This is a genomic window from Klebsiella sp. Q11 (assembly GCF_964241505.1).
In the GTDB taxonomy this organism is placed as follows: domain Bacteria; phylum Pseudomonadota; class Gammaproteobacteria; order Enterobacterales; family Enterobacteriaceae; genus Klebsiella; species Klebsiella michiganensis.
In genome coordinates this window covers 158,371-184,821 of sequence record NZ_CAXSXW010000004.1, presented here as the reverse complement: position 1 = coordinate 184,821, position 26,451 = coordinate 158,371, and the positions used below count along the sequence as shown (strand labels likewise).

The following is a 26,451-nucleotide window of genomic DNA, read 5'->3' as shown; positions in this document are numbered from 1 at the left end:
CCTTCTTTACCAGTTCCACAACGTGCCGTCTTCCAGACGCGCTACAGGCAAATAGGCCGGTTCATAGGGGTATTTCGCGGCCAGTTTTTCATCGAACTCAATTCCCAGCCCCGGTTTTTCACCCGGATGCATATAGCCGTTATCAAACGTCCAGCTGTGCGGGAAGACTTCCAGCATCTGTTCGGAATAGCCCATATATTCCTGGACGCCAAAATTCGGCACCCACAGGTCGAAGTGCAGCGCGGCCGCCATGCAGACCGGAGAAAGATCGGACGGCCCGTGTGAACCGGTGCGTACCTGATAAAGCGAGGCAAAATCGGCGATCCGACGCATCCCCGTAATCCCGCCTGCGTGGGTAATGGTGGTGCGGATATAGTCAATCAGCTGCTCTTCGATCAGCTGTTTACAATCCCAGATGCTGTTGAAGACTTCTCCGACGGCAATCGGCGTGACGGTATGCTGACGAATTAAACGGAAACACGCCTGATTCTCCGCCGGTGTCGGATCCTCCATCCAGAACAGGCGGTAATCTTCAATACTCTTGCCAAAACGCGCCGCTTCAATCGGCGTCAGGCGATGATGCATGTCGTGCAGTAGATGCTCGTTAAAGCCAAATTTTTCGCGTACCGCGGCAAACAGCTGTGGCGTAAAATCGAGATACTTCTCGGTAGACCACAGCTGCTCTTCCGGCCACTGGCCTTTGGTTGCCGGCTCGTAGGCCTGCCCTTTACCTTTCGCCATCCCGTAGGTGGTTTTCATCCCCGGCACGCCGCACTGCACGCGAATCGCTTTAAACCCCATCTCTTTGTGGCGCGCGTAGTCATCCAGCACTTCATCGATGGAGTGACCCGTAGTGTGGCAGTAGACCATCACGCCTTCGCGCGAAGCTCCGCCCAGCAGCTGGTAGAGCGGCATGCCTGCGGCTTTCGCCTTGATATCCCAGAGCGCCATATCGATAGCGGAAATCGCCGACATCGTGACCGGACCACGACGCCAGTAGGCACCCTTGTAGAAAAACTGCCAGATATCTTCGATGCGATGCGCGTCGCGGCCAATCAGCTGCGGACAGAGATGATCCCGCAGATAGGACGCAACGGACAGCTCGCGACCGTTTAGCGTCGCGTCACCTAATCCGACGATCCCGTCATCAGTGGTGACTTTAAGGGTGACGAAGTTGCGTCCCGGACAGGTGACGAAAACTTCAGCGGCAACGATCTTCATTTCTCATTCCTTACTTCTGTGCGGTTAGTGGGTAAAAGTAAACCATCAGACCTACTACCATACAAGTATAACGATCGAAAAAGACGCGGCAGATCACAGTATCTCATCGGGGATAAAAGCGGCGTGAACAGAGAAAGCGAGCGAAAAGGCAGGAAGAGATGGGCCGGGACAGCATCACCTGGCCCGGCTCACTCAGTAAAAGAAGGCTATGCGCGTCCCCAGCCGGCCACAATAATCAGCATGCCGCACAGCGCAACCAGCGCGCCGGCCCAATCATAGTGGCTGAGTTTGACGCCATCGATAAAGCGCAGCCACAGCAGCGCAGTACACACGTACACCCCACCGTAAGCGGCATAAACCCGTCCGCTTGCCTCGGGGTGCAGCGTCAGAAGCCAGACAAAAAGCGCCAGCGCCAGGGCCGTCGGCATCAGCAGCCAGGGCGTCGCCCCGCGTTTTAACCAGAGCCAGGGTAAATAGCAGCCAATGATTTCGCACAGGGCGGTAGCAAAGAAAAGCAGCGTGGTTTTTAACATGCAAAGCGTCGTAAGTTGAACAAGCGTTAACGCATTCTACGCAATAATGGCCGTCGTATACTCTGTTTTGTCGGGTATGCCGTCGAAAGGAGATGTAGTAAACTTAATCCAAGGGAATCGCTTAAAGGAAATCGTGATGAACACAACTCTGAACAAACGCTGGTGCCTGACTGCCCTGCTGGCGCTGAGCGCGGTGGTCTTTACCGCATCGTCATTCGCCAAAACGGACACGCTGGTCATCGAATCCGGCGACAGCGCCCAGAGCCGCCAGCAGGCCGCCATGGAAAAAGAGCAGTGGAATGACACCCGCACTTTACGCCAGAAGGTCAACAAGCGCGCCGAAAAAGAGTGGGATAAAGCCGACGTGGCTTTTGACGCCCAGGACAACTGCCAGAAGAGCGCGAACGTCAACGCGTACTGGGAGCCTAACACCCTGCGCTGCCTTGACCGCCGCACCGGTCGCACCATTACCCCGTAATGAATGGCGCCCGCACGGGCGCCACAATCAGCAAAACTTCGCTATAACACACAGGTACTCCCATGACTGACGCTTATCACGTCAAACTCCGCCCGCTTGAACGCGAAGATCTTCGCTTTGTCCACCAGCTCGACAACAACGCCAGCGTTATGCGCTACTGGTTTGAAGAGCCCTATGAAGCCTTTGTTGAGCTTTCCGACCTGTACGACAAACACATTCACGATCAGAGCGAACGCCGCTTTGTCATTGAATGCGATGGCGAAAAGGCCGGACTGGTTGAGCTGGTTGAAATCAACCACGTGCACCGCCGCGCCGAGTTTCAAATCATTATCTCTCCCGATTATCAGGGAAAAGGTCTGGCCACCCGCGCCGCTAAGCTCGCGATGGACTACGGCTTTATGGTGCTCAACCTGTATAAGCTCTATCTCATCGTCGATAAAGAAAATGAAAAAGCGATCCACATCTACCGCAAGCTCGGATTTATGGTGGAAGGCGAGCTGATTCATGAATTCTTTATTAACGGCGAATACCGCAATACCATCCGCATGTGCCTGTTCCAGCACCAGTATCTGGCCGAGCATAAACCGCAGGGCCAGACGCTGCTGAAACCGACGGCTCAGTAATAGTCAATAGTGCTTTTGATGGTGTAGTGGCGGGTTAACGCAGGCTGCACGCTGTCGTCGACAACCTTAAGCTCGCAGCTTACCGGGTTGTCGTGACTGTCGTAATCGCAGGTCTGGCTTACGTTGCCCAGCGCGCGGTCATTGAAGGTGCTCACTGCGGTGTAGTCCATTTTTTTGCGCGGATCGGATGACGGCGTTGAGGCCACCGTAAATTGTTCACCTTTGGCTATGGTGGTTTTGCCCAGCGGATAGCCTTCTCTATCGTAGCGGTACGTCGCTGTACTCTCCTTGCCGCGAGCGGTGACGACAAACCCGTTATCATCGGTTTCCCAGGAGACCCCAGCCGAGGGCATTTCCGCCAGCTGACATTTGCCTTGTAAACGCAGGCGCTTTTCGTGGCTTTGCGCATCCAGGTAGTAGTTAGCGTCCAGTACCAACGCTGCGCCGGTTTTATTCTCCCGATCCTCAAATGCCAGCAGGTCAAAGCACCCTTCGCTGGATAAACGCCCTTTAACCCACTTCACCACCTGATCGTGTTCGTCATACAGCGTCTGGCTAAACGCTTTCACCGGCCCGCGCAGCGGATCGAACTCAAATTCGTTAGAAAAGCTGGCCATTTCCGGGGTGAAGGCCTGCGGCGCGCCCTTTTCATCGCAGGCGCTAAGCGCCCCGACAGCCAGTAACAGCAACAACCGTTTTTTCACGCGCGATTCCTTTTGTGCATAGTACAATCATATTAGCAAATACAATTGTTTACACCACTTCTGCTATGCTTAAGTCTGGATAACGTTAATAAGGAGTTTATGATGAAACTATCACCCTGGCTATGTGCGGCTCTGCTGCTGGGTTCGACAGCTGCTTTCGCGGCGCCGGATTCCTGCGAGCGGGTAAAAAGCGATATTCAGCAGAAAATCATCAACAACGGCGTCCCGGAATCGGGCTTCAGCCTGACGATAGTCCCGAACGACCAGCCCGATCGGCCCGGCGCACAGGTTGTCGGCCACTGCGCCAACGACACCTTTAAAATCATCTATACCCGCGACAGCGGTGCGCAGTAACCTCGCCGAATGTCTGGAGAAGTCTTATCCCTCGGTTGACCAGGGATAAGATCTCTCTACTCCATTTTAAGTATCATTCCTCACTCTCCACGCCGACCTTACGAAGGCGTTGGCATTACGCCATTATAACAAAATCATGGAGTGAGCAATGTCTAACCAGGAACATACCGACGGCCTTACCCGTCGAACGCTAATCAAATCAACCGCCCTTGGCTCGCTGGCTCTCGCCGCCGGCGGTTTATCGCTGCCTTTCAGCCTGAGTCACGCCGCTGCCGCGGTGCAAGACGCCGCTCACGGCGAGGAGCGTATCGTCTGGGGCGCCTGTTCGGTCAACTGCGGCAGCCGCTGCGCCCTGCGTTCACACGTGCGTGACGATGAAGTCGTCTGGGTCGAAACCGACAATACCGGCGCGGATATTTATGGCGATCACCAGGTGCGCGCCTGCCTGCGCGGCCGATCCATCCGCCGCCGCATTAATCATCCCGACCGCCTTAACTATCCCATGAAGCGCGTCGGCAAACGCGGCGAAGGCAAGTTTGTCCGCATTAGCTGGGAGGAGGCGCTGGATACGATCGCCGACAATCTCAAACGCATCGTCAAAGAGTATGGCAACGAAGCGGTTTATATTAACTACTCCTCCGGGATTGTCGGCGGCAATATCACCCGCTCCTCCCCTTACGCCTCGCTGGTCGCGCGTCTGATGAACTGCTACGGCGGTTTTTAAGCCACTACGGTACCTACAGTACCGCGCAGATTTCCTGCGCGATGCCGTATACCTACGGCAGCAACGACGGCAACAGCACCTCCGATATCGAAAACAGCAAGCTGGTGGTGATGTTCGGCAATAACCCGGCGGAAACCCGCATGAGCGGCGGCGGGATCACTTACTATTTAGAACAGGCGCGAGAGCGCTCTAACGCGCGAATGATCGTTATCGACCCGCGCTACACGGACACCGCCGCCGGGCGGGAGGATGAGTGGATCCCGATTCGCCCCGGCACTGACGCCGCGCTGGTGGCGGGCATCGCCTGGGTGCTGATTAATGAAAATCTGGTCGATCAGGCGTTCCTCGATACGTACTGCGTCGGCTACGATGAAAAAACGCTGCCGGCAGATGCCCCGAAGAACGGGCATTACAAAGCGTATATTCTTGGACAGGGCGATGACGGCGTGGCGAAAACGCCGCAATGGGCCTCGCGGATCACCGGCATTCCCGTCGACCGCATCATCAAGCTGGCCAGGGAAATCGGCAGCACCAGGCCGGCTTACATTTGCCAGGGATGGGGTCCGCAGCGCCAGGCTAACGGTGAGCTGACCTCCCGGGCGATCGCCATGCTGCCTATTTTGACCGGCAACGTCGGCATCAACGGCGGCAACAGCGGCGCGCGCGAGTCAACTTACACTATCACCATCGAACGCATGCCGCTGCCGGAAAACCCGGTGAAAACCCAGATCTCCTGCTTTAGCTGGACCGACGCCATCGATCGCGGCGCGGAAATGACCGCCACCCGCGACGGCGTGCGTGGCAAAGAGAAGCTGGACGTACCGATTAAATTCATCTGGAACTACGCCGGCAATACCATCATTAACCAGCACTCCGATATCAATAAGACCCACGAGATCCTGCAGGACGAAAGCAAGTGCGAGACGATCGTGGTTATCGAAAACTTTATGACCTCCTCGGCCAAATACGCCGATATCCTGCTGCCGGATCTGATGACCGTCGAGCAGGAAGACATTATTCCCAACGACTACGCCGGCAATATGGGCTATCTCATCTTTATTCAGCCGGTCACCTCCGCTAAATTCGAGCGCAAACCTATCTACTGGATCCTCAGCGAAGTGGCAAAACGGCTTGGCGAGGATGTCCACCAGAAGTTTACCGAAGGCCGTACCCAGGAGCAGTGGCTGCAGCATTTGTACGCGAAAATGCTGGCGAAAGACCCGGCGCTCCCGAGCTACGATGAACTGAAAAAGATGGGGATTTACAAGCGTAAAGACCCCAACGGTCACTTTGTGGCCTACCGCGACTTCCGCAAAGACCCGGTCGCCAACCCGCTAAAAACCCCGTCGGGTAAAATCGAGATCTACTCCAGCCGTCTGGCGGATATCGCCGCCAAATGGCAGCTGGAAAAAGACGAAACCATCAGTCCATTACCGGTATATGCTTCTACTTTCGAAGGCTGGGACGATCCTCTGCGCGAGAAATTCCCGCTGCAAATGTTCGGCTTCCACTATAAAGCGCGTACCCACTCCAGCTACGGCAACGTGGATGTCCTGCAGGCGGCCTGTCGTCAGGAGGTGTGGCTAAATCCGCTGGACGCCGAAAAGCGCGGGATTAAGAACGGCGATATGGTGCGCGTATTCAACGCCCGCGGCGAGCTGCGCATTCCGGCTAAGGTGACCCCGCGCATCATGCCCGGCGTGTCGGCGATGGGCCAGGGCGCCTGGCATGACGCCAACATGAATGGCGATCGTATCGATCGCGGATCCTGTATTAATACGCTGACGACGCACCGCCCTTCGCCGCTGGCTAAAGGCAATCCGCAGCACACCAATCTGGTCGAAATCGAGAAGGTTTAAGGAGTAAACCATGAGCGCTCAGTATGGATTTTTTATCGACTCCGCCCGCTGCACCGGCTGTAAAACCTGCGAGCTGGCCTGCAAGGATTATAAAAACCTCACGCCTGACGTGAGCTTTCGCCGCATCTACGAATACGCGGGCGGCGACTGGCAGGAGGACAACGGCGTGTGGCAGCAAAACGTCTTCGCCTATTACCTGTCCATCGCCTGCAACCACTGCGAAGACCCGGCCTGCACGAAAGTGTGCCCCAGCGGCGCCATGCACAAGCGCGATGACGGCTTTGTGGTGGTGAACGAAGCGGTGTGCATCGGCTGTCGTTACTGCCACATGGCCTGCCCGTACGGCGCGCCGCAGTACAACGCGGCAAAGGGCCATATGACCAAATGCGACGGCTGCTATGACCGGGTCGCCGAGGGTAAGAAGCCGATTTGCGTCGAGTCCTGCCCGCTGCGGGCGCTCGACTTTGGCCCCATCGAAGAACTGCGCGAAAAGCACGGTCAGCTGGCCGCCGTCGCCCCGCTGCCGTCCGCGCACTTCACCAGGCCGAGTATCGCGATCAAACCGAACGCCAACGCGCGTCCGTGCGGCGATACCACCGGCTATCTGGCCAATCCGAAGGAGGTGTAAAATGGGAAATGGATGGCATGAATGGCCGCTGGTGCTGTTTACGGTGCTGGGGCAAAGCGTTGCAGGGGCGATAATCGTCAGCGGGCTCGGCTGGCTTTCGCTGAATAATAACTCCGAAGCCCGGCAGCGCCTGGTACGCTGCATGTTTTTTATCTGGCTGGTCATGGGGATTGGCTTTCTGGCGTCGATTATCCACCTCGGCTCGCCGCTGCGGGCATTTAACTCTCTTACCCGGGTCGGCGCATCGGCGTTAAGTAATGAAATCGCCAGCGGCGCGCTGTTTTTCGCCGTCGGAGGAGTCTGGTGGCTGCTGATGTTTCTCGGCAAAATGCCGGCAATCCTGGCCAAGGCCTGGCTTCTGCTCACCATGCTGCTCGGCTGCCTGTTCGTCCTGGAGATGACCCTGGTCTATCAAATTAATACCGTGCCGACCTGGTATAATGCCTACACCACCGCCGCCTTCTTCCTGACGATGGTGCTGTGCGGGCCGCTTTTCGCCGCCCTGCTGCTGCGGGTAGCCAACGTGCCTTTTAACGGCACGGTCTTCGCGTCGATGAGCGTCCTCGCGCTGCTGGCAAGCCTGGCCGTGGTCATTTTGCAGAACAGCGAACTGGCGGAGATCCGCAGTTCCGTGCAGCAGGCCAGCGCCCTGCTGCCAAACTACGGCTGGCTACAAATCCTGCGTTTAGCATTTTTGACGCTGGGCCTTGGCTGCTGGATCTGCCCGCTGGCAAGAAAGAAAAACCCGCGCATCGCCAGCCTGCTGCTCGGACTGATACTGGTATTACTCGGCGAGTTTATCGGTCGCGGCCTGTTTTATGGCCTACATATGACCGTCGGTACGGCGATTGCCGGTTAATGAATGGGTGCCGCGGCACCCTCTGCAGTAAGGAATAGATATGATGCAATCGCAAGACCGCGATGCCGTCGTACTCAGCGCCCGTACGCTGGGGGCGTTGTTCTCTTATGCTCCGGGCAGCGAGCAGGCTGCTCCGCTGGTTGCCGCCCTGCGCGAAGGCAGCTGGCAAAGTCAGTGGCCCTGGCCGGTCGCGAACGGCCTGGCGGCGCAGTTCGCTCTCGAAGACGATGAACCGCTGGCGGACGCCTGGCAGCGGCTGTTCATCGGCCCGTGGGCGCTGCCTGCGCCGCCGTGGGGCTCCGTCTGGCTGGATAAAGAAAGCGTGCTGTTTGGCGACTCTACGCTGGCGCTGCGCGAGTGGATGCGGGCTAACGGCATCGGTTTGTCTGAGCAACGCGCTGAACCGGAAGACCACTTCGGTACGCTGCTGCTGCTGGCGGCCTGGCTTTGTGAATCCGGTCAGGATGAGGCATTTAACCAGCTTCTGGCCTGGCATCTTCTCCCGTGGTCGGGCCGTTTTCTGAGCGTGTTTATTGCCGGGGCGGGAAACCCTTTTTATCAGGCTCTTGGTCAGCTGGCGCAAGAAACGCTGGCGCGATGGCAGGCGCGGCTGCCCTGCGCGGTCGCGGATAAGCCGCTCTACCGCTAATGCCCTGACGTTATGCCCGCCCGCCGGGCATAACGCATTTCGTGACAACGTCACCTTTAGTCTCTTTCGCACTTATCGCTTTTGCGTCTATGCTTATTCCCGGTAAAAATAAGCCCCATTTCCCGTTAACCGAATTCGCTGATGCATCGTCTTCACGCTTATCCTGATGTTCAGGTTATGTTTCGCCGCATGGTTATCGCCATGCTGGTCGGCGTCCTCGCCGCGCTCGCGGTTGCCCTGTTTCGCCATGCGATGACCGGTCTGGAAAGCCTGTTTCTGAGCAATGACAGCGGAAGCCTGGTGAACGCCGCCGAGTCGTTGCCACCATGGCGTCGGTTGCTGACGCCCGCGCTTGGCGGCCTTGCGGCTGGCGCCCTGCTCTGGCTCTGGCAGCGCCGCACCCTTGCGCGGCCCCGTGCGCCAACCGACTATATGGAAGCGCTCGAGACCGGCGACGGCGTGTTTGATACGCCAGCCAGCCTGGTAAAATCGCTGGCCTCTCTGCTGGTGGTGACGACCGGCAGCGCCATCGGTCGCGAGGGGGCGATGATCCTGCTGGCGGCGCTGGCCGCATCGCTGTTCGCCCGCCGCTTTACGCCAAAAGAAGAGTGGAAGCTATGGGTAGCCTGCGGCGCCGCCGCCGGGATGGCCAGCGCTTACCACGCTCCGCTGGCCGGGAGCCTGTTTATCGCCGAGATCTTATTCGGTACCCTGATGCTGGCGTCGCTTGGCCCGGTGGTGATTGCCGCGGTGGTGGCCCTGCTGCTGACCAATCTGCTGAACGGCGATTCGGCTCCGCTGTATCACGTTGAATTCCACGAAACCCTGAGCGCGACGCACTATGCGCTGATGCTGGCGACGGCGCTGCTGGCCGGGCTTTGCGGGCCGCTGTTTATCTGGCTGATGAGCTATAGTCACCGGTGCTTTGTCCGGCTGCACCTGTCGCCCCCGTGGCAGCTGGCGCTGGGCGGCCTTATCGTCGGTCTGCTGTCGCTGCTCGCGCCGGCCGTCTGGGGAAATGGCTATAGCGTTGTGCAAAGCTATCTTCTTTCGCCGCCGCTCTTCAGCGCCATGATTGTGGTGTTTGTCTGCAAGCTGCTCGCCGTGCTGGCCAGCAGCGGTTCCGGCGCGCCGGGCGGCGTTTTTACCCCAACGCTGTTTGTTGGGCTGGGGATCGGCATGCTGTTCGCCAGCCTGACCGGGCTATGGCTACCTGATTACCAGGCTATCGCGATAGTGGTTGGCTTAACCGGCATGGCGGCGTTTCTGGCAGCCACCACCCACGCGCCGATTATGTCCACGCTGATGATTTGTGAAATGACCGGACAATACGTTTTACTGCCCGGTTTACTGATTGCCAGCGTACTGGCGTCGGTGCTGTCGCGGACGTTACGCCGGGATTCTATCTACCGCCATCACCTCGCCGAGTATCGATAAGTCGATATACTGGCTCAGTTCACGCTGCTCCGCGCGCGGTAAGTAAGGCAGTTCGCCGATCAGCGGCGCCGGCAGCTTTTTGCTCAGCACCTCGATGATTTCAGCATAATGCGCCAGGCCTGGGTTAATCCGGTTGGCCACCCAGCCGATCAGCGGCAGGCCGTCGTTGGCAATCGCCTGCGCGGTCAGCAGAGCATGATTGATACAGCCTTCCTGAATGCCGACGACCATTAACACCGGCAGCTGTTCCTGCACCACCCATTCCGAAAGCGGACGCAGATCGTTCATCAGGCTGCGCCAGCCGCCGGTACCTTCAACCACCACATGTTCAACCTGGCCGCTGAGGCGCTGGAGACCATCCGACAGCAGCCCGTAGTTGATCGGGCAACTGTGCGCCACGCTGCTTTCATCTTCGCTTAACGCGATGGGATTGACAGCTTCATACGGTAACACCAGCGATGACACGCTCTGTAAGACCAGCGCATCTTTGTTCCGCAGTCCGTCCGGCGTCTCTTTACTGCCCTTCGCCACAGGCTTGTACCCGGCGACGCTTTTGCCGCTGGCAGCCAGTGCCTGCAACAGCGCACGGGAAACCACCGTCTTGCCGACAGCGGTGTCAGTACCTGTTATGAAGAAACGCTTAAACATCACTAACCCCACAGTTATGTTGATGAAATATACGGGAGAGAAATAATCAACTGTGGAAAAAGTCTACGCGATGCTGCCGGAAGCCAGCTTGAGATAGCGCAATTTTTGGTGTGAATATGAAAAAATGTTAACCCTGTAACAGTCGTATCAGCAGCGATCCGTTATAGAGGGCATCCTTTACCAGGGCCGCGCCAGCCATCGTTCCCCGGTTAGAAAACTGGGTGCTTTCCACGGCAATATGTCGGCTATAGGCTGGTAACGATTGTTGTCGAATACAATCAGATATTGCCGGAAACAGAATATCCGCGGCGAGATTGAAGGGAGAGCCGATAAGGATTTTCTGCGGGTTAAAGAGGTTAACCATAATCGCCAGAATCCGTCCAACGTGGTTCCCGACGCCGCTGATAATGTCCCGCGCCAGTAAATCCCCCTGCAGCGCGGCCTGACATAGCCATTCAACGCTCAGCGGCTGCTGATGCAGCATTGAGCTCATCGACTTCGCCATGCGGATCTGCGCCAGTTCCAGCACACTCTCCACGCTGGCAATGGTTTCCAGACAGCCATGGTTACCGCAATAGCAGCGTTTACCATACGGATCGACCTGGGTGTGGCCGATTTCGACCAGACTGCTGCTGCCCGCGTGCAGCAGACGACCGTCGGTGATCACGCCCGCGCCAACGTTATGGTCGATCACCACCTGAATCACATCTCGCGCTCCCCGGGAGGCGCCAAACAGCGATTCGGCCATGGTCCAGGCGCTGATATCGTGCTGAATATAAACCGATACGCCGGTATGATTGGCTAAGATTTCGCCCAGCGGCATGTCTTTAACGTCTTCATAAAACGGCATCCGGTGGATGATACCGTGCTCGGTATCGATGATCCCCGGCATGGTGACGGCGATGGCGGTTAAACGCTCCAGCTTCTTTTGGTGACGAATAAAGAACTGATCAACCTGATCGAGCAGCCGGCTCGCGAAGGGCTGAACGTGCTGTAACGCCAGTTCCAGCTGCTCTTCCACCACCAGCGCGCTGCTTAAATCCCGTAGCGCGAGGTGGATCTCGCCGCGGCTGATGCGGATAGAGAGGTAGTGCCAGGCTTCGGTTTCCACCATCAAGCCAACGGCAGGCCTTCCCCGGCTCCCTGGCTCCTGGATCTCCGTCTCCTGGACCAGATGCGCTTCCAGCATTTCGCGGACGATTTTGGTGATGCTGGCAGGGGCCAGCTGCGCGAAGCGCGAGAGGTCGATGCGCGACACCGGGCCAAGCTGATCAATCAGGCGATAAACCGCGCCCGCGTTGGTCTGCTTAATTTGATCGATATGGCCTGGCTGACTGTCCGCTACCACCGTTGACTCCCTTTATTTTCGCGCTTCGAAATAAACTGATGGCTATGGTGAAGCACTTCAACGGTACTCGTCAAATTTTTGCTTAGCCTTGTGATTTACCGCACATTTTTAGCCGTTATTTGTCCTAAATGTCTCATGTGGCGCTGGCAAGCAGCGATTCACGAAAACGCCGGGCCGCTTGCCCCTGTTCGTGATGCTTCGACCACACCAGCCACATTTCCGACACCGCGTCCTGCTCTTCGATCGGCAGCCAGCACATTTCCAACAGCTGGACCCGCCTGAAGGACGCCGGTAAAATCGACACGCCAAGACCGGCGGCCACCAGGCCGATAATCGTCATTGCCTCCCCCACCTCCTGGGTGATGGCTGGCGTCAGGTCGTAGCGGCGCATCAAGCCCAGAATGTCGTCATACAGCCCGGTACCCACATGGGGATCGAAAAACACGAACGGCTCCCGCGCCAGTTCCCGCAGGCTTACGCGCGGCTGGCTGGCCAGAGGATGATCGCGGGGCACCATCGCCAGCAGCGGTTCGCGCAGCACTCTTTCCCAGGCCAGGGTATCCGGCAGCTGGGTATTACGCATCAGTCCCAGATCCAGCGCGCCCTCGTTCAGCGGCACAATCTGCTCGCGCGTGTTGGTTTCCCGCGTCTGAATATGCACATCGGGATAGCGGCGGCGAAAGGTCGACAGCGTGTCGGAAACCGCCTTGATAAAGGGGGCCGATGAGGTAAAGCCAATGCGCAGCTCGCCGGTTTCGCCGTGGTGAAGCCGAGCCGCGCGCGCGGCAGCATCATCGACCTGCGAAAGGATCTGCCGGCTATCGGCGAGAAACTGCCTCCCGGCTTCGGTCAGGCTGACGCTGCGATTAGTACGAGCAAACAGACGCGCGCCAATTTGCTGTTCAAGGATTTGAATCTGCTGGCTAAGCGGCGGCTGAGAGATATTTAACCGCGCCGCCGCATGGCCAAAATGGAGCTCTTCCGCCACGGCAATAAAATAGCGCAGATGGCGCAGTTCAATATTCATATTTAAAACGTCTTATTTGAGATTATTAATATATTAGACAGAATATTTACATTTTCATACCCTGAATAAGTGGCCATTGCGGTCACTTAACTCTCTGTATATCAGCAAGGATTTTTCCGTGAGTCGTACAACTACCGTTGACACCGCCCCGGCAAACGACGTCAGCGACATCATCGCTCCTCAGCCAAACCAGTTTATCAAACGCGGTACTCCGCAATTTATTCGCGTCACTCTCGCCCTCTTTTCTGCCGGACTGGCGACGTTCGCGCTGCTTTATTGCGTCCAGCCGATCCTCCCGGTGCTCTCCAGTGAATTCGGCGTCTCGCCGGCCAGCAGCAGTATCTCGCTGTCGATTTCCACGGCGATGCTGGCGGTCGGCCTGCTGTTTACCGGTCCGCTGTCCGACGCTATTGGCCGCAAACAGGTGATGGTTACCGCGCTGGTGCTGGCCTCCTGCTGCTCACTGCTGTCGACGATGATGTCCAGCTGGCATGGGATCCTGATGATGCGCGCCCTGATCGGCCTGTCGCTGAGCGGCGTGGCGGCGGTCGGCATGACCTATCTGAGCGAAGAGATTCACCCCAGCGTGGTGGCGTTCTCAATGGGTCTTTATATCAGCGGAAACTCCATTGGCGGCATGAGCGGCCGTCTGCTGACGGGGGTATTTACCGATTTCTTCGGCTGGCGGATAGCGCTGGCGGTCATTAGCGGCTTCGCGCTGGCGGCCGCGCTGATGTTCTGGCGCATCCTGCCGGAATCGCGCCACTTCCGTCCAACCTCGCTGCGGCCAAAATCGCTGCTGATCAACTTCCGCCTGCACTGGCGCGATCGCGGGCTGCCGCTGCTGTTTCTTGAGGGTTTCTTGTTAATGGGGTCATTCGTGACGCTGTTTAACTATATCGGCTACCGCCTGATGCTTTCGCCGTGGTCCCTCAGCCAGGCGGTCGTTGGCCTGCTATCGGTGGCCTATTTGACCGGTACCTGGAGTTCGCCGAAAGCCGGGGCCATGACCGTTCGCTATGGTCGAGGCCCGGTGCTGCTGTTCTCGACTGCGGTGATGCTCGGTGGCCTGCTGCTGACCCTGTTCTCGTCGCTGTGGCTGATTTTTATCGGTATGCTGCTGTTTTCCGCGGGTTTCTTCGCGGCCCACTCGGTGGCCAGCAGCTGGATTGGCCCGCGCGCGCGTCGTGCCCGCGGCCAGGCGTCATCGCTCTATTTATTCAGCTACTATCTGGGTTCCAGCATGGCGGGGACGTTAGGCGGCGTATTCTGGCATAACTACGGCTGGAACGGCGTAGGTGGGTTTATCGCGCTGATGCTGCTGGCGGCGCTGCTCACCGGCGCGTGTTTGCACAAGCGACTGAAATAACGCAGATTAACGTGGCCTGAAACGGGCCACGCTCTTCACCACATCCCCAGTACCGACGACATTCCCAACAGCTCTCTAACGGCATCGACGGAAAGCAGTGCTATAAACAGCCAGGTAAACGGATTCATAATCCACCTCGCATCGGCGGCCTGTGCCTGCATTAAGTTTAGCCGTAGTTCAGAGAAAGCGTCTGCTACTTTACGCACATCTGGATTATTTCGAGCCAAACATAAAATACGCAATCGATTAATCACTACATTATGCTGATGCTTGCGTCCAGCGGGCAAGCCGACGCTGTGGGCAATTTCCCATTAACGTCGGGGTGATTTATGTCGAAAGCGCCCGCATCCCTCGACCCCACCGGCGGATCGCGATAGTGTAGGCCCACGAAAAAGCTTTTGTTCACTTGCCACCGTCAGAGTGTAAACATGACCGAAAATAAAAATTATCATCAGCTTACCCGCACCTTCCAGCGACTCTCCCGCTTCTCGCATCTTTCCGCCATCGCCGGCTGGGATATGTTCGCCATGATGCCGCCCGGGGGCAGCGCGGCCCGCGGCGAAGCGCTGGCCGAGCTTGGCGTTTTGCAGCATCAGATCCTGACCGATAAAAAAGTGGGTGAATGGCTGCAGAATGCGCTTCAGGAAGAGCTAAATGATGTGGAACAGGCCAACCTGCGCGAAATGACCCGCCAGTACGAACAGGCGGCGCTGCTGCCGGAAAGCCTGGTGGAAGCGAAATCGCTGGCAGGTAGCCGCTGCGAGCATGCCTGGCGCAGCCAGCGTCCGGCGAACGACTGGCAGGGTTTTGCCGAGAACCTGCGTGACGTCGTCAAACTGAGTCGCGAAGAGGCGCAGATTCGGGCTGCGGCAAAAGGCGGTTCCCGCTACGACGCGCTGCTGGATATTTTTGAACCCGATATGACCAGCGCCCGTCTTGACGTGCTGTTCGCGGACCTGAAATCCTGGCTTCCTTCGCTACTGGAGAAGGTGGTTGAGAAGCAGGCGCAAACGCCGCTCATCGAACCTCAAGGGCCGTTTCCGATTGCCGACCAGCGCGAGCTGGGGCTGGAAGCGATGCGCGTGCTGGGATTTGATTTTGACGGCGGACGCCTGGATATCAGCGCCCACCCGTTCTGTGGCGGCGTGCCCCAGGACGTCCGTATCACCACGCGCTACAACGAAAACGACCTGCTCAGCGCGCTGTTTGGCGTCATTCACGAAACCGGCCACGCGCGCTATGAACAAAACCTGCCGCGCAACTGGCTCGATCAGCCCATTGCCCTCGCCCGCTCCACGGCGATCCATGAATCGCAAAGCCTGTTTTTCGAGATGCAGCTTGGCCGTAGCGACGCCTTCCTGCAGCGCCTGCTGCCAACGGTACGCCAGTACTTTGGTGAACAGCCGGCCTTTAGCCGCGAAAACTTCATCGCATGGAATCAGCGCGTCAAGCCGGGCTTTATCCGCGTCGACGCTGACGAAGTGAGCTACCCGGCACACGTTATTCTGCGCTACGAAATTGAACGCGCGCTGATTGATGGCGAGATTGAAGTCGAGGATATTCCGGCGCTGTGGGATGAAAAAATGCAGCACTGGCTGGGACTTTCCACCCTCGGCAACTATCGCGACGGCTGTATGCAGGATATCCACTGGACCGACGGCGGTTTTGGCTATTTCCCTTCCTACACGCTTGGCGCGATGTACGCCGCTCAGCTGATGGCCTCCGCCAGACGGGCGCTACCGCAGCTGGAAAGCGATATCGCCAACGGTAACTTCAGCGCCCTGTTTGACTGGCTGCGGCAAAATATCTGGCAGCACGGTAGCCGTTTTACCACCTCGCAGCTGATTCAGCATGCAACCGGAGAAGACCTTAACAGCGACTATTTCCGCCAGCACCTTACCTCGCGTTATCTGTAAATCACCGGCGTCGGGCCGCGTCCGACGCCGTGTCCCATCGTTGTAGCAGCGCGTTGTACATATGGTTACACGCCGATACCAAACACTCACGGAAACCTCGATAAGACAGGCATATAGTTCTTTCAACGGCCCCGCAGTGGGGTTGAAACAAGAAACCTTTTCGAGGATATCAGAATGAAAAAAGTATTAGCTCTGGTCGTTGCCGCTGCAATGGGTCTGTCTTCTGTTGCTTTCGCTGCCGATGCTGCCACCACCACGACTCCGGCGCCGGCTGCTGCAACTCACAGCACCACCGCTAAAGCGACCCACCATAAGAAACACCATACCGCCGCTGCGAAACCAGCTGCTGAGCAGAAAGCGCAGGCTGCGAAAAAGCACAAAAAAGCAGCCGCTAAACCCGCTGCCACCCAGAAAGCGCAGGCCGCTAAAAAGCACAAAAAAGCAGAAGCTAAACCGGCTGCCACCCAGAAAGCTCAGGCCGCTAAGAAACACAAAAAAGCCGCTGCTAAACCGGTAGCTCAGAAAGCACAGGCAGCGAAAAAACACCACAAAACCACCAAACATCATACCGCTAAACCAGCTGCACAACCGGCTGCTTAATCTCCCGGGTTAAGCGATGTGATATGATATCGGCGCTGGCTTCAGCGCCGTTTTTTTCTGGAGAGCACCATGCTGCGGCGCTATCGTTTTGAGCTCATCCTGATCTTGCTGATTATCTGCGCGCTGGTCGCCAGCCGTTTTTTTCTTTACTAAACCTATTGCTGCCACAGGTTGTCGCCGAGACCGTCGTCAAACGTTTGACGTAACGCGCCGTTAGCCAACGACGAACCGCCAGAATATCAAGCGAAAGCACGCTCCGGTCGATACGCACCCACACCGCCGTCAACAGCCCCAGACAGCAGCCGATACCGTCGGCGATATGAATACACTGCGGAAAAAAGAGAATATCGTTGGGGTCGCTTAATGCGGTCGCCAAACCTGCCATCACCCCGCTACGCTTTGTTGCCACCTGCTGCGCAACGGCACCTTCACGCAATATTGCCGGCAGCGTTAGCGCCCGGAAGAGAAAAAGTAAGGGATGAAGATTTTGCTGACGAGAACACCGGCGGCCTGCCCGGGGATTTATCTATCAATCAAACGCCGGAACGGGCGGCGCTGGCCGCAAAACGCGCTCAGCCCGCCGCTTAAACCTGCCTGGTTCCGCCACGATGAGGCCGCGGATTAAAGAACGTGAACCGCCGTCACCAGCAGATAGCCCGTCGCGCCCCAAATCATTGCTGATACCAGCGAAACGTAAACCAATGCGCGAATACCTTGTTTAGACATAAATCCTCCCGTACATCGGGTGTTTGACATTGCAGATATCATCGCCGGGATAACATCTCTGTTTGCTCAACAAGGTGATAGCAATAACAACGTTTTCGGTGAGAAAATGTTTCGCTTTGAAAGTAAGTGATAAACAGGTAAAGAAGTCCGATTTTCCTGTGAAGATATCTCTTTTTTTGCGTGATATTGGCCGTTTTCGCCATTAACTGCCTTGAGAAAAAGCTGAACAGCAAATCCTTTATTCGGCACCCGCCGGTTGTACGTTCGGATACACGATTTATGTTGCTTCCGCTGCCCTTTTCTGCGGAAATAACGCCGCAGGAAAATGGCGTTAACATATTGAATTCACGCCATTCATCCGTAAGCGACTGGCGTTTTTTGCTGATTTCGCCTGCCGCCTGGCTTAATTAAAATTATTCTTAACTTTCATAAACTTAAATCTGCTGCTACTTTCAATATACATAATTATCTCCCCAGAGAGTGATATGCGTAGAGACGTCCTGTTATTACTGTGTTCAATTTCCCTGTTTCCAGCGCTGGTCCAGGCTGACGATGATGGCATGAGTGCAAAAGATATTAAGACGCTGTTTTTTGGTCACGACGACCGAAAACCGGTCAGCAACCCCACGGACGATCCCTGGGATGCGATTGGGCAACTGGAAACCGCCAGCGGTAATCTCTGTACCGCCACGCTTATCGCCCCCAATCTGGCGCTCACCGCCGGGCACTGCCTGCTCACGCCGCCCAAAGGCAAGCCGGATAAACCCGTCGCGCTGCGTTTTATCTCGCGTAAAGGCGGCTGGGTGTACGAAATTCACGGTATTGAAGGCCGCGTAGATCCTTCGCTGGGGAAACGGCTTAAGGCGGACGGCGATGGCTGGATAGTTCCCAGCGCCGCGGCGCCGTGGGATTTTGGCCTTATCGTGCTGCGCTACGCCCCTTCCGGCATTACGCCGGTGCCGATTTTTAGCGGCAGCAAAGCCGATCTGACCGCCGCGCTAAAAACCGCAGAACGAAAAGTGACTCAGTCTGGCTATCCGGAAGATCATCTGGATAATCTCTATACCCACCAGGATTGCGTAGTCACCGGCTGGGCGCAGACATCGGTGCTCTCTCATCAGTGCGATACGCTGCCGGGGGATAGCGGCTCGCCGCTGCTGCTGAAAACCGACGACGGCTGGCAGGTGATTGCGGTGCAGAGTTCGGCGCCTGGACCAAAAGATCGCTGGCGGGCGGACAACCGCGCCATCTCCGTCACCGGCTTTCGCGATAAGCTTGAAGCGCTGGCTGCCCAGTAAGCGGTCAGCCTTGCTGCTGGCGCAGCTGCAATAACGACGCGACGGGCATCGGCTCGCTGAAGAAGAAACCCTGCAATCTGTCGCATCCCGCCCGCCGCAGCAGCGCCAGCTGTTGCTGATTCTCAACGCCCTCCGCCACCACCGTGATGCCTAACGCTCCGGCAATACGGACGGTCCCGCGAACCAGCTCCGCCGCCTGGGTATCCACATCCACCAGCCCGGCCAGGGACTTGTCGATTTTAAGACTGTCGAAGCTGAAGCTGCGTAAATAGCCGATGCTGGAATAGCCGGTGCCAAAATCATCGAGCGCCACCGCGATGCCAAGCGCCCTTAAATTCTCAATAGCCGACTTCGCCCGCTCGGGATTCTCCAGAACGTAGCTCTCCGTGACTTCGAGCTGTAGCCGACGGGCCGGGAAATGACAGCGGCCCAGCACCTGCACCACCCGCGACTCAAACTCCGGATCGCGGAACTGCGCCGGGGAGATATTCACCGACAGCAGCAGATCGTCCAGTGGCTGCAGTTCGCTACAGGCGCGTTCAAGCACAAACTGGCCAAGCGCGTAGATCAAACCGCTACTTTCGGCGATACCGATAAACGCATCCGGCGGCAGCGCCCCCTGAGGACGCCGCGGCCAGCGCAGCAGCGCTTCCACGCCTTCCATAACCAGCGTATCGGCGTTGACGATCGGCTGATACCAGACATCAAACTCTTCGTTCTCCAGTCCCTGACGAATGCCATTTTCGATATTCAGCTGATACTGCCGCGCGTCGCTGAGCGCTTCGTCATACCAGGTCGTGCGCCCTTTGCCGGTTTTTTTCGAGTGGTACATGGCAATATCGGCGCGGCGAAAAAGCTCGGTGCTGGAGCAGCTTGCCGGGAGGCCGCTGGCGATACCGATACTGGCGCTGATATAAATTTTTCGCTCGTTGAGGATAACGGGCGCTTTTAACAGTTCCAGTACCGCCCAGGCAAAAGCCAGCGCCTGATTTACCGCCTGTTCGCCGCTTACCGTCATCGCGAACTCATCGCCGCCCATACGCGCCAGCATCCCTTCAGGCGGAACGCGCTCCCGAAGTTCTTTCGCAACATGAATAATCAGCGCATCGCCAACATCATGGCCGTAGTTATCATTAACATCCTTAAAGCCGTCGAGATCGATAAATACCACGCTTTGCATTTGGTGTTGGGAGGTTTCGCACACCTGGTTAAGGCGTTCGATCAGCGCCCGCCGGTTTGGCAGGCGGCTCAGCCAGTCGGTCATGGCACTGTCGCGCGCCAGCTTTTCGCCGCGCGCCAGCTTGTAAAGCCCGAGGTAGCTGAAGAGAATAAACAGCAGGATCAGCCCAGCCGCCACGGCGGCAATCAGCCGCATACTGTCGGAGGCCGCCCGCGCGGCTTCCGCGCCGGGAAGCCCCGGCTGCCAGCTCAGGTACCCCACGATCTCCCCGCCCTGGGTGCGCAGCGGAATACTGTATTCACCGCCGCCTGGCGTGACGTGCAGGTTGCGAATCTGAAACGTGTCGCCCAGGCGCTCAAGCATTTGCGAGTTGATATGGCGGGTGATCACCAGATAGCGACGCGTATCATCATGCACCTGTAGCCGCCCTGCCGTCGGGCGAATCAGGCCAATACCAATAAACGCAATACCGGCTCGGGTTCGCGTGATACCGGCATAAGCGCTTTTACCGCTGCGCAGCCCGGCGGCATGCTGCGAGATAAGCGAACGAAAACCGTTGCCGAGGAATTGGGTATCCTGCTCGGTAAAGCTCTCACTGCGAAACGATCCCCACAGCACCCGATAGTGCTGGTCGAGTACGAAAGTGCCGTCATAGAGATTATTGATTTTAAAACCCGATCCCCATGAGTTGTAGAGCCATTGCGGATCGAGCCTGTCGGTATAGGTCTGATGCACCGCATCATCCCAGATAGCGTTATCCATCACCAGCGACAGCACGCGGTTCACCGAGGTCTGCACCGCCCCGTCCACCGATAGCACGGAACGATGTTTATCAATTTCGTTTGCTTTCAGGCCGATCAGGTGTTGGGTGAGATAAAGGAGCGAAACAATGGACACGATTAAGCCGATCCCGGCGAGGACAATCATGATGGACAGCGTTCTGGCGGAGGGAATATTGCGCCAGCCTGGCAAATGAATCATGTTCTGCCCTCATATCGGCCGGCAGCAAAATACGCCGAACTGGCTCTTTTTTAAGCGTAATACAGAGAGCAGAATTTGCCGCCCGCATTCACAGGCGGCATCATATCAGGCGAGTTTAATTAACACCATGCCGACCACCAGCAGAAGCAGACCGGCCCAGCCTTTATGATTCAGCCGCTGGCCAAACAGCACCCAGCCGGCGGCAATGGTCGCCGCGATACCGAAACCGCCCCACAGCGCATAGGCCACCGACAGGTCAATTCCTTTGACCGCCTGTGAAAGCGCGCTAAAGGCGCCCAGGACCGCCGCCAGCGACATAATGCCGTAGAATTTACGTCGAAAGCCGTCGGAAAATTTCAGAAAAACGTTGGCCAAAATTTCCAGCGCAATCGCCAGCGCCAGCCAGGCGGCGTGGACCCACTCAAACTGTTGCATGCGCTTTCTCCTTGCCCGGCTTCACCGCTTTCTGCGTCCCCGATTTAATCAAGACAATCCCGGCGACCAGGGTCACCAGACCGGCGATTTTTATCGTCGACAGCGTCTCATCAAACAGCAGGACGCTGAAGATAGTGATCAGTAAAATGCCGATCCCCTCCCAGAGGGCATAGGCCACGCCGAGGGCGATTTTTTTCACCGCGAAAGCCAGAAAAATATAAGAAAGCGCGATCATGACCAGCATTAAAATAAAACCAGTATGGCCGCCGCTTACGCTTGCCCATTTCATCGACAACGTGCCGGTAATTTCAGCAACGATAGCTAAAGCTAATAAAATCCAATAAAACATGATCCCTTCTCCTGCTTGAGAATATAATCCATGGCGGCTTACAGAGAAGTAAACCGGAAAAATTCTGACGTTAAATTAGCCGTGCGCAGCGCGCCAGCTCAGGCAGAGAGAAGAAGACTAAAGCGCCGAGCGCCAGTGCTGCTCGCCGAGAAAGCGGGAGTGAGAGAGGGATACTGCAGGGTGAAAAGAAATATACATCCTGAACTGATTGTCCATAAAATTACAATTATCCGCGGTATTGCTTCTCGTCATTTGCGGATCAAAATTGTCCTCTGTAGTTATACACACGCAAATTTGTACCATAACGCCACATTTAACTCAAAGTCTTTGCAGTTCTTTACCTCTGGTATTTGATTTGGATTAGTTTTTTCCGATCGCAATCACCATTATGATATCGTTCCGGCCATTATTGATTAATTGGTCGTTTTTTTTCATTTTAGCGGACGCGACGCGCTGAGACGCCGACTTTGCCAACGTCTACAATGACTCACATTAGACCCCATTTTTTCTCTCGCAGGGAGCGGTATGGCCAAACCCATCATCACGCTTAACGGCTTAAAAATAGTCATCATGCTCGGCATGCTGGTTATCATCCTGACAGGCATTCGCTTCGCGGCGGATATTATCGTTCCTTTTGTTCTGGCGATCTTTCTGGCGGTGGTGATAAACCCGCTGGTTCAGCTCATGGTGCGCTGCCGGGTACCGCGGGTGCTGGCTATTTCGCTCCTGGTCGGCGTGATTGTCCTGCTGGCCGTTGTGCTGCTGGCCTCGCTCGGCACGTCGCTTAACGAGCTTGCGCGCACCCTGCCGCAGTACCGTAATTATCTCTATGAACCGATGCAGGCCGTTGCGCCCTGGCTACAGCGCCTGGGCTTTACCGTGTCGGTGGTGGAACTGAATAAGTATATTGACCCCAACGCGGTGATGACGCTGGTGACCGGCCTGCTCACCCAGCTTTCCAACGCGATGTCCTCTATCTTCCTGCTGCTGCTGACGGTGGTCTTTATGCTGCTGGAAGTGCCGCAGCTTCCCGCGAAGCTGCAGCAGCTGATGTCGCGGCCGGTGGAGGGAATGGGCGCGATTCAGCGCGCGCTGGATAGCGTCTCCCACTACCTGGTGTTAAAAACCGCCATCAGCCTGGTGACCGGCCTGGTGGTCTGGGGAATGCTGGTGCTGCTGGACGTCCGCTTTGCTTTTATGTGGGGACTGCTGGCCTTTGCGCTCAACTACATTCCCAACATTGGTTCGGTGCTCGCGGCGATCCCGCCGATCCTGCAGGTGCTGGTGTTTGGCGGTCTGTACGAAGCGCTGGTGGTCCTGGCAGGCTATCTGGTGATTAACCTGGTGTTCGGCAATATTCTTGAACCGCGCATTATGGGCCGCGGGCTGGGGCTGTCGACGCTGGTGGTCTTCCTGTCATTGATCTTCTGGGGCTGGCTGCTGGGCCCGGTGGGTATGCTACTCTCGGTACCGTTGACGATTATCGTCAAAATCGCCCTCGAACAGACGGTGGCCGGGCAAAGTATTGCCTTTCTGCTGAGTGATTTGAGTAAAAACTAACGCCATTGCGCACGCTTCCCCGGAGGCGATGCTGACGCATCTGTCCGGGCTACCGGCCCGCAGACGACTCTTAACCTGTAGCCCGGGCAGGCGCTTTGCGCCGCCCCCGGGAGCAGCAGAGCGCGGAGCCGCTGAACTTCCCCGGAGGCGATGCGGCGCATCTGTCCGGGCTACCGGCCCGCAGACGCCCTTAACCCGTAGCCCGGCTAAACGCAGTGCGAGCCGGGAAGCCGCGCCAATGCCTCAACCCGGTACGTCCCCTGCTCGTAGACCAATCATTCGCAATCATTATTGATCGTCATCACATCTCTGCCCCGCCAATCATTACTCTTACGCTAACGATTCGCCATCGGCCTTAATTGATGCCCGCCACCTCGCGACGCACACTTACTTCCACACCAGGACAATCAAAACGATTCGTCGAATCAGGAGGTTAATAATGAGTGCCGAACAAACGACGGGACGCGTCTGGAACCGTCGCCGTACGGAAAAACAGCGGCGACTGACCGAGGCGAAGGTCTCGGGCAAAGTGATCCTCACCGACCAGCTGGTCGCCGTTCTTGAGCAGCTGCTGGCCCCCGGCGACCGGGTGGTGCTGGAAGGCAACAACCAGAAACAGGCTGATTTCCTCTCGCGGATGCTGGCGGAAGTTAACCCGCAAAAAATTCACGACCTGCATATGATTATGCCGAGCGTCGGGCGCAGCGAGCACCTGGACCTCTTCGAAAAAGGTATCGCCCGCAAGCTTGATTTCTCCTTCTCCGGTACCCAAAGCCTGCGTATTTCGCAGCTGCTGGAAGATGGCCTGCTGGAAATCGGCGCTATCCACACCTACATCGAGCTTTACTCTCGCCTGTACGTCGACCTGTCGCCAAACGTCGCGCTGATCGCCGGTTACAAAGCCGACCGCAAGGGCAACCTGTACACCGGGCCGAGCACCGAAGATACCCCGGCGCTGGTGGAAGCCGCCGCGTTCCATGACGGCATCGTTATTGCGCAGGTTAACGAACTGGTCGATGACGAGTGCGATCTGCCGCGCGTGGATATCCCCGGTTCGTGGATTGACTACGTGGTCGTCGCGGATAAACCGTTCTTTATCGAGCCGCTGTTTACCCGCGATCCGCGCCTGATTAAGCAGGAGCATATCCTGATGGCGATGATGGCGATTAAAGGCATCTACGCCGAGCATCAGGTGCAATCCCTGAACCACGGGATCGGCTTTAACACCGCCGCCATCGAACTGCTGCTGCCGACCTACGGCGAACAGCTCGGCCTGAAGGGTAAAATCTGTAAGCACTGGACGCTGAACCCGCACCCCACCCTTATTCCGGCAATTGAAAGCGGTTGGGTCGAGAGCGTGCACTGCTTCGGCGGCGAGCTGGGAATGGAAGAGTACATTCGCGCGCGTCCGGATATCTTCTTCACCGGCGCCGACGGCTCCATGCGCTCCAACCGCGCGTTCTGCCAGCTGGCGGGACAGTATGCGGTGGATATGTTTATCGGCTCGACCTTACAGGTTGACGGCTACGCCAACTCCTCGACGGTGACCCGCGGCCGCCTCTCCGGCTTCGGCGGCGCGCCGAATATGGGCCACGACCCGCACGGTCGCCGCCACGCTACGCCGGCATGGCTCAACATGATTACCGAACCGGATCCGATGCAGCGCGGTAAAAAGCTGGTCGTTCAGATGGTGGAAACCTTCCAGGCGGGCGTGAAGCCGACCTTCGTGGAAAAACTCGACGCCGTTGAGGTTGCCAAAACCTCCGGAATGCCGCTGGCGCCGGTGATGATTTACGGCGATGACGTCACCCACGTGCTGACCGAAGAAGGCATCGCCTATCTCTATCGGGCGGAAAGCCTGGAAGAGCGCCGGGCAATGGTGGCGGCCGTGGCCGGGATCACCGATATCGGGCTCGGCGTTGACGCCAAACGCGTGGCCGCACTGCGCCAAAGCGGCAAAGTCGTCTATCCGGAAGATATCGGTATCCGCCGCAGCGACGCCACCCGCTCTCTGCTCGCCGCCGGCAGCGTAGCCGATCTGGTGGAGTGGTCCGACGGTCTGTACAACCCACCGGCAAAATTCCGGAGCTGGTAATGAAAAAACTCTCTCCCCACGTTGCTGAAACCCGGGCCCGCTGGCTGGCCCAGACCGCCAGCGCCTGCCTGGTTGACGAAGCGCGACTCAGCCCCAAGCCGGGCCTGGTGGATAGCCGCGGCAACGGCGCGCATCAGGACCTGAACCTGGCCCTGATGGAGCGTTCGGCCCACAGCCTGCAGCCGACGTTTCACGCGCTGGCTCAGCAGAGCTGGCGGCGTCCGGCCGACGTTGCCCTGCGCGAAACCGTTGGTCGGCTTGGCCGCGAAGGCGAAGCGCGGATGATGCAGGCGACCGCCGGGGTCAATACCCATCGCGGCGCTATCTGGGCGCTGGGCCTGCTGGTCAGCGCGACGGCGATGCTCGGGGGGGAGGGTCAGGCACAGAGAATTACGGAAACCGCCGCCGCCCTGGCCCGTCTGCCGGACGCCTGCGCGCCAAAGACCTTCAGTAAAGGTCTGCGCGCCAGCCGCCGCTGGCAGGTTCCCGGCGCGCGGGAAGAAGCGCAGCGCGCTTTTCCGCACATCACCACCCTGGCGCTGCCGCAGCTATTGCGCAGCCGGGCCGCGGGGGCCAGCGAGGATCAGGCCCGGCTTGACGCGCTGATGGCGATTATGACCTCGCTTAGCGATACCTGCGTGCTCTCCCGCGCCGGAATGGCGGGCCTTGAGGCGATGCGGCAAGGCGCAGGCGAGGTGCTGGCGGCAGGAGGATGTGCGACAGCCAGGGGGCGCGCCGCGCTGGCGCGTCTCGACGTGCAGATGCTGGCGCAGAACGCCTCGCCGGGTGGCGCGGCGGATCTTCTTGCCGCCACCCTGTTTCTCGACCGGGTTTCCGCTTAACGCATTCA

Annotated in this window: 25 protein-coding genes and 1 pseudogene; 15 read left to right on the top strand and 11 right to left on the bottom strand. The window is 57.5% G+C overall.

From position 1 onward, the window contains the following. Window positions 1-6: 6 nt before the first annotated feature. Together rspA and ACESQ2_RS08010 are read right to left on the bottom strand one after the other, a co-directional pair. The gene (gene rspA / locus ACESQ2_RS08015; protein WP_004851257.1) at window positions 7-1,221 is read right to left on the bottom strand and encodes a starvation-sensing protein RspA; all 1,215 of its coding nucleotides are present in this window, start codon (window positions 1,219-1,221) and stop codon (window positions 7-9) included. Window positions 1,222-1,427: 206 nt separating this feature from the next. Beyond that, entirely contained in the window at window positions 1,428-1,754 is a 327-nt protein-coding gene (locus tag ACESQ2_RS08010; RefSeq protein ID WP_004851258.1) for a YnfA family protein, read from the bottom strand. A 136-nt stretch (window positions 1,755-1,890) separates the two neighbouring features. On the opposite strand from ACESQ2_RS08010, the gene ACESQ2_RS08005 reads away from it, so the two are divergent. Then, the gene (locus tag ACESQ2_RS08005) at window positions 1,891-2,232 is read left to right on the top strand and encodes a DUF1283 family protein (RefSeq protein WP_049071527.1); all 342 of its coding nucleotides are present in this window, start codon (window positions 1,891-1,893) and stop codon (window positions 2,230-2,232) included. A 62-nt stretch (window positions 2,233-2,294) separates the two neighbouring features. After that, window positions 2,295-2,855, top strand: coding sequence for a spermidine N1-acetyltransferase (gene speG / locus ACESQ2_RS08000; protein WP_004102449.1), 561 nt, complete (start codon window positions 2,295-2,297; stop codon window positions 2,853-2,855). On the opposite strand, the gene ACESQ2_RS07995 is transcribed toward speG, so the two are convergent. After that, entirely contained in the window at window positions 2,849-3,559 is a 711-nt protein-coding gene (locus tag ACESQ2_RS07995) for a YnfC family lipoprotein (protein ID WP_014229527.1), read from the bottom strand. The two genes, speG and ACESQ2_RS07995, sit on opposite strands and share 7 nt — an antisense overlap. Window positions 3,560-3,661: 102 nt before the next feature. On the opposite strand from ACESQ2_RS07995, the gene ACESQ2_RS07990 reads away from it, so the two are divergent. The 6 genes and pseudogenes from ACESQ2_RS07990 (at window position 3,662) to clcB (ending at window position 10,069) form a co-directional block, all read left to right on the top strand. Continuing rightward, window positions 3,662-3,913, top strand: coding sequence for a DUF1161 domain-containing protein (locus ACESQ2_RS07990; protein ID WP_014838619.1), 252 nt, complete (start codon window positions 3,662-3,664; stop codon window positions 3,911-3,913). Window positions 3,914-4,061: 148 nt separating this feature from the next. Then, window positions 4,062-6,496 (top strand): annotated as a pseudogene (gene ynfE / locus ACESQ2_RS07985) (selenate/tellurate reductase subunit YnfE). Between the two features lie 10 nt (window positions 6,497-6,506). After that, window positions 6,507-7,124, top strand: a complete 618-nt coding sequence (locus ACESQ2_RS07980) for a DMSO/selenate family reductase complex B subunit (RefSeq protein ID WP_014229529.1) — start codon at window positions 6,507-6,509, stop codon at window positions 7,122-7,124. Window position 7,125: 1 nt separating this feature from the next. Then, on the top strand, window positions 7,126-7,983 hold the full coding sequence (locus tag ACESQ2_RS07975) for a DmsC/YnfH family molybdoenzyme membrane anchor subunit (RefSeq protein WP_373170283.1): 858 nt from the start codon (window positions 7,126-7,128) through the stop codon (window positions 7,981-7,983). Window positions 7,984-8,023: 40 nt separating this feature from the next. Next, window positions 8,024-8,632 carry a Tat proofreading chaperone DmsD gene (gene dmsD / locus ACESQ2_RS07970; RefSeq protein ID WP_046876604.1) on the top strand — a complete coding sequence of 203 codons (609 nt, stop codon included), beginning with the start codon at window positions 8,024-8,026 and terminating at the stop codon, window positions 8,630-8,632. A gap of 141 nt (window positions 8,633-8,773) precedes the next feature. Continuing rightward, complete coding sequence (gene clcB / locus ACESQ2_RS07965; protein ID WP_046876603.1) at window positions 8,774-10,069, top strand: voltage-gated ClC-type chloride channel ClcB; 1,296 nt, start codon at window positions 8,774-8,776, stop codon at window positions 10,067-10,069. Here clcB and bioD read toward each other — a convergent pair. From bioD to ACESQ2_RS07950, 3 genes are all read right to left on the bottom strand, one after another. After that, on the bottom strand, window positions 10,022-10,717 hold the full coding sequence (gene bioD, locus ACESQ2_RS07960; protein WP_004851267.1) for a dethiobiotin synthase: 696 nt from the start codon (window positions 10,715-10,717) through the stop codon (window positions 10,022-10,024). The genes clcB and bioD overlap by 48 nt on opposite strands. A 127-nt stretch (window positions 10,718-10,844) precedes the next feature. Beyond that, window positions 10,845-12,065: a sugar metabolism global transcriptional regulator Mlc gene (gene mlc, locus ACESQ2_RS07955; protein ID WP_014229533.1), complete on the bottom strand. Its 1,221-nt coding sequence runs from the start codon at window positions 12,063-12,065 to the stop codon at window positions 10,845-10,847. A gap of 133 nt (window positions 12,066-12,198) precedes the next feature. Further along, window positions 12,199-13,092 carry a LysR family transcriptional regulator gene (locus tag ACESQ2_RS07950; protein WP_014229534.1) on the bottom strand — a complete coding sequence of 298 codons (894 nt, stop codon included), beginning with the start codon at window positions 13,090-13,092 and terminating at the stop codon, window positions 12,199-12,201. A gap of 118 nt (window positions 13,093-13,210) precedes the next feature. On the opposite strand from ACESQ2_RS07950, the gene ACESQ2_RS07945 reads away from it, so the two are divergent. Then, on the top strand, window positions 13,211-14,461 hold the full coding sequence (locus ACESQ2_RS07945) for an MFS transporter (protein WP_014229535.1): 1,251 nt from the start codon (window positions 13,211-13,213) through the stop codon (window positions 14,459-14,461). A 35-nt stretch (window positions 14,462-14,496) separates the two neighbouring features. Here the strand turns inward: ACESQ2_RS07945 and ACESQ2_RS07940 are convergent, their stop codons facing one another. Beyond that, a complete protein-coding gene (locus ACESQ2_RS07940; protein ID WP_004851273.1) occupies window positions 14,497-14,589 on the bottom strand; it encodes a hypothetical protein in 93 nt (30 codons plus the stop codon). A gap of 300 nt (window positions 14,590-14,889) precedes the next feature. Here ACESQ2_RS07940 and ACESQ2_RS07935 point away from each other — a divergent pair, with 300 nt between their 5' ends. Continuing rightward, on the top strand, window positions 14,890-16,377 hold the full coding sequence (locus ACESQ2_RS07935) for a carboxypeptidase M32 (protein WP_046876601.1): 1,488 nt from the start codon (window positions 14,890-14,892) through the stop codon (window positions 16,375-16,377). 174 nt (window positions 16,378-16,551) lie between these two features. After that, window positions 16,552-16,977 carry an acid resistance repetitive basic protein Asr gene (asr, locus tag ACESQ2_RS07930; protein ID WP_009654716.1) on the top strand — a complete coding sequence of 142 codons (426 nt, stop codon included), beginning with the start codon at window positions 16,552-16,554 and terminating at the stop codon, window positions 16,975-16,977. Between the two features lie 112 nt (window positions 16,978-17,089). Here the strand turns inward: asr and ACESQ2_RS07925 are convergent, their stop codons facing one another. Beyond that, complete coding sequence (locus ACESQ2_RS07925; protein ID WP_177951964.1) at window positions 17,090-17,386, bottom strand: hypothetical protein; 297 nt, start codon at window positions 17,384-17,386, stop codon at window positions 17,090-17,092. A gap of 802 nt (window positions 17,387-18,188) precedes the next feature. Between ACESQ2_RS07925 and ACESQ2_RS07920 the strand changes: the two genes are divergently transcribed. Beyond that, window positions 18,189-19,001 carry a serine protease gene (locus tag ACESQ2_RS07920; RefSeq protein ID WP_014229539.1) on the top strand — a complete coding sequence of 271 codons (813 nt, stop codon included), beginning with the start codon at window positions 18,189-18,191 and terminating at the stop codon, window positions 18,999-19,001. Window positions 19,002-19,005: 4 nt separating this feature from the next. On the opposite strand, the gene ACESQ2_RS07915 is transcribed toward ACESQ2_RS07920, so the two are convergent. From ACESQ2_RS07915 to mdtJ, 3 genes are all read right to left on the bottom strand, one after another. Then, entirely contained in the window at window positions 19,006-21,162 is a 2,157-nt protein-coding gene (locus ACESQ2_RS07915; protein ID WP_373170282.1) for a putative bifunctional diguanylate cyclase/phosphodiesterase, read from the bottom strand. 105 nt (window positions 21,163-21,267) lie between these two features. Next, window positions 21,268-21,597: a multidrug/spermidine efflux SMR transporter subunit MdtI gene (gene mdtI, locus ACESQ2_RS07910; protein WP_004851284.1), complete on the bottom strand. Its 330-nt coding sequence runs from the start codon at window positions 21,595-21,597 to the stop codon at window positions 21,268-21,270. After that, complete coding sequence (mdtJ, locus tag ACESQ2_RS07905) at window positions 21,584-21,946, bottom strand: multidrug/spermidine efflux SMR transporter subunit MdtJ (protein ID WP_004851286.1); 363 nt, start codon at window positions 21,944-21,946, stop codon at window positions 21,584-21,586. Before mdtJ ends, mdtI begins: the two co-directional genes overlap by 14 nt. A gap of 525 nt (window positions 21,947-22,471) precedes the next feature. Here mdtJ and ACESQ2_RS07900 point away from each other — a divergent pair. The 3 genes from ACESQ2_RS07900 to ACESQ2_RS07890 all read left to right on the top strand — a co-directional run bounded on the left by ACESQ2_RS07900 (window position 22,472) and on the right by ACESQ2_RS07890 (window position 26,443). Further along, on the top strand, window positions 22,472-23,506 hold the full coding sequence (locus tag ACESQ2_RS07900; protein ID WP_046876599.1) for an AI-2E family transporter: 1,035 nt from the start codon (window positions 22,472-22,474) through the stop codon (window positions 23,504-23,506). Between the two features lie 439 nt (window positions 23,507-23,945). Further along, window positions 23,946-25,601: a malonate decarboxylase subunit alpha gene (gene mdcA, locus ACESQ2_RS07895; RefSeq protein ID WP_345911293.1), complete on the top strand. Its 1,656-nt coding sequence runs from the start codon at window positions 23,946-23,948 to the stop codon at window positions 25,599-25,601. Next, window positions 25,601-26,443, top strand: a complete 843-nt coding sequence (locus ACESQ2_RS07890; RefSeq protein ID WP_014838630.1) for a triphosphoribosyl-dephospho-CoA synthase — start codon at window positions 25,601-25,603, stop codon at window positions 26,441-26,443. The genes mdcA and ACESQ2_RS07890 overlap by 1 nt, the downstream gene beginning before the upstream one ends. Window positions 26,444-26,451 lie beyond the last annotated feature (8 nt).

Coding starts and splice junctions, on each gene's coding strand:
- rspA (WP_004851257.1), bottom strand. CDS start 1,221: ATGAAGATCGTTGCCGCTGAAGTTTTCGTCACCTGTCCGGGACGCAAC.
- ACESQ2_RS08010 (WP_004851258.1), bottom strand. CDS start 1,754: ATGTTAAAAACCACGCTGCTTTTCTTTGCTACCGCCCTGTGCGAAATC.
- ACESQ2_RS08005 (WP_049071527.1), top strand. CDS start 1,891: ATGAACACAACTCTGAACAAACGCTGGTGCCTGACTGCCCTGCTGGCG.
- speG (WP_004102449.1), top strand. CDS start 2,295: ATGACTGACGCTTATCACGTCAAACTCCGCCCGCTTGAACGCGAAGAT.
- ACESQ2_RS07990 (WP_014838619.1), top strand. CDS start 3,662: ATGAAACTATCACCCTGGCTATGTGCGGCTCTGCTGCTGGGTTCGACA.
- ACESQ2_RS07980 (WP_014229529.1), top strand. CDS start 6,507: ATGAGCGCTCAGTATGGATTTTTTATCGACTCCGCCCGCTGCACCGGC.
- ACESQ2_RS07975 (WP_373170283.1), top strand. CDS start 7,126: ATGGGAAATGGATGGCATGAATGGCCGCTGGTGCTGTTTACGGTGCTG.
- dmsD (WP_046876604.1), top strand. CDS start 8,024: ATGATGCAATCGCAAGACCGCGATGCCGTCGTACTCAGCGCCCGTACG.
- clcB (WP_046876603.1), top strand. CDS start 8,774: ATGCATCGTCTTCACGCTTATCCTGATGTTCAGGTTATGTTTCGCCGC.
- bioD (WP_004851267.1), bottom strand. CDS start 10,717: ATGTTTAAGCGTTTCTTCATAACAGGTACTGACACCGCTGTCGGCAAG.
- ACESQ2_RS07950 (WP_014229534.1), bottom strand. CDS start 13,092: ATGAATATTGAACTGCGCCATCTGCGCTATTTTATTGCCGTGGCGGAA.
- ACESQ2_RS07940 (WP_004851273.1), bottom strand. CDS start 14,589: ATGAATCCGTTTACCTGGCTGTTTATAGCACTGCTTTCCGTCGATGCC.
- ACESQ2_RS07935 (WP_046876601.1), top strand. CDS start 14,890: ATGACCGAAAATAAAAATTATCATCAGCTTACCCGCACCTTCCAGCGA.
- asr (WP_009654716.1), top strand. CDS start 16,552: ATGAAAAAAGTATTAGCTCTGGTCGTTGCCGCTGCAATGGGTCTGTCT.
- ACESQ2_RS07920 (WP_014229539.1), top strand. CDS start 18,189: ATGCGTAGAGACGTCCTGTTATTACTGTGTTCAATTTCCCTGTTTCCA.
- ACESQ2_RS07915 (WP_373170282.1), bottom strand. CDS start 21,162: ATGATTCATTTGCCAGGCTGGCGCAATATTCCCTCCGCCAGAACGCTG.
- mdtI (WP_004851284.1), bottom strand. CDS start 21,597: ATGCAACAGTTTGAGTGGGTCCACGCCGCCTGGCTGGCGCTGGCGATT.
- mdtJ (WP_004851286.1), bottom strand. CDS start 21,946: ATGTTTTATTGGATTTTATTAGCTTTAGCTATCGTTGCTGAAATTACC.
- ACESQ2_RS07900 (WP_046876599.1), top strand. CDS start 22,472: ATGGCCAAACCCATCATCACGCTTAACGGCTTAAAAATAGTCATCATG.
- mdcA (WP_345911293.1), top strand. CDS start 23,946: ATGAGTGCCGAACAAACGACGGGACGCGTCTGGAACCGTCGCCGTACG.
- ACESQ2_RS07890 (WP_014838630.1), top strand. CDS start 25,601: ATGAAAAAACTCTCTCCCCACGTTGCTGAAACCCGGGCCCGCTGGCTG.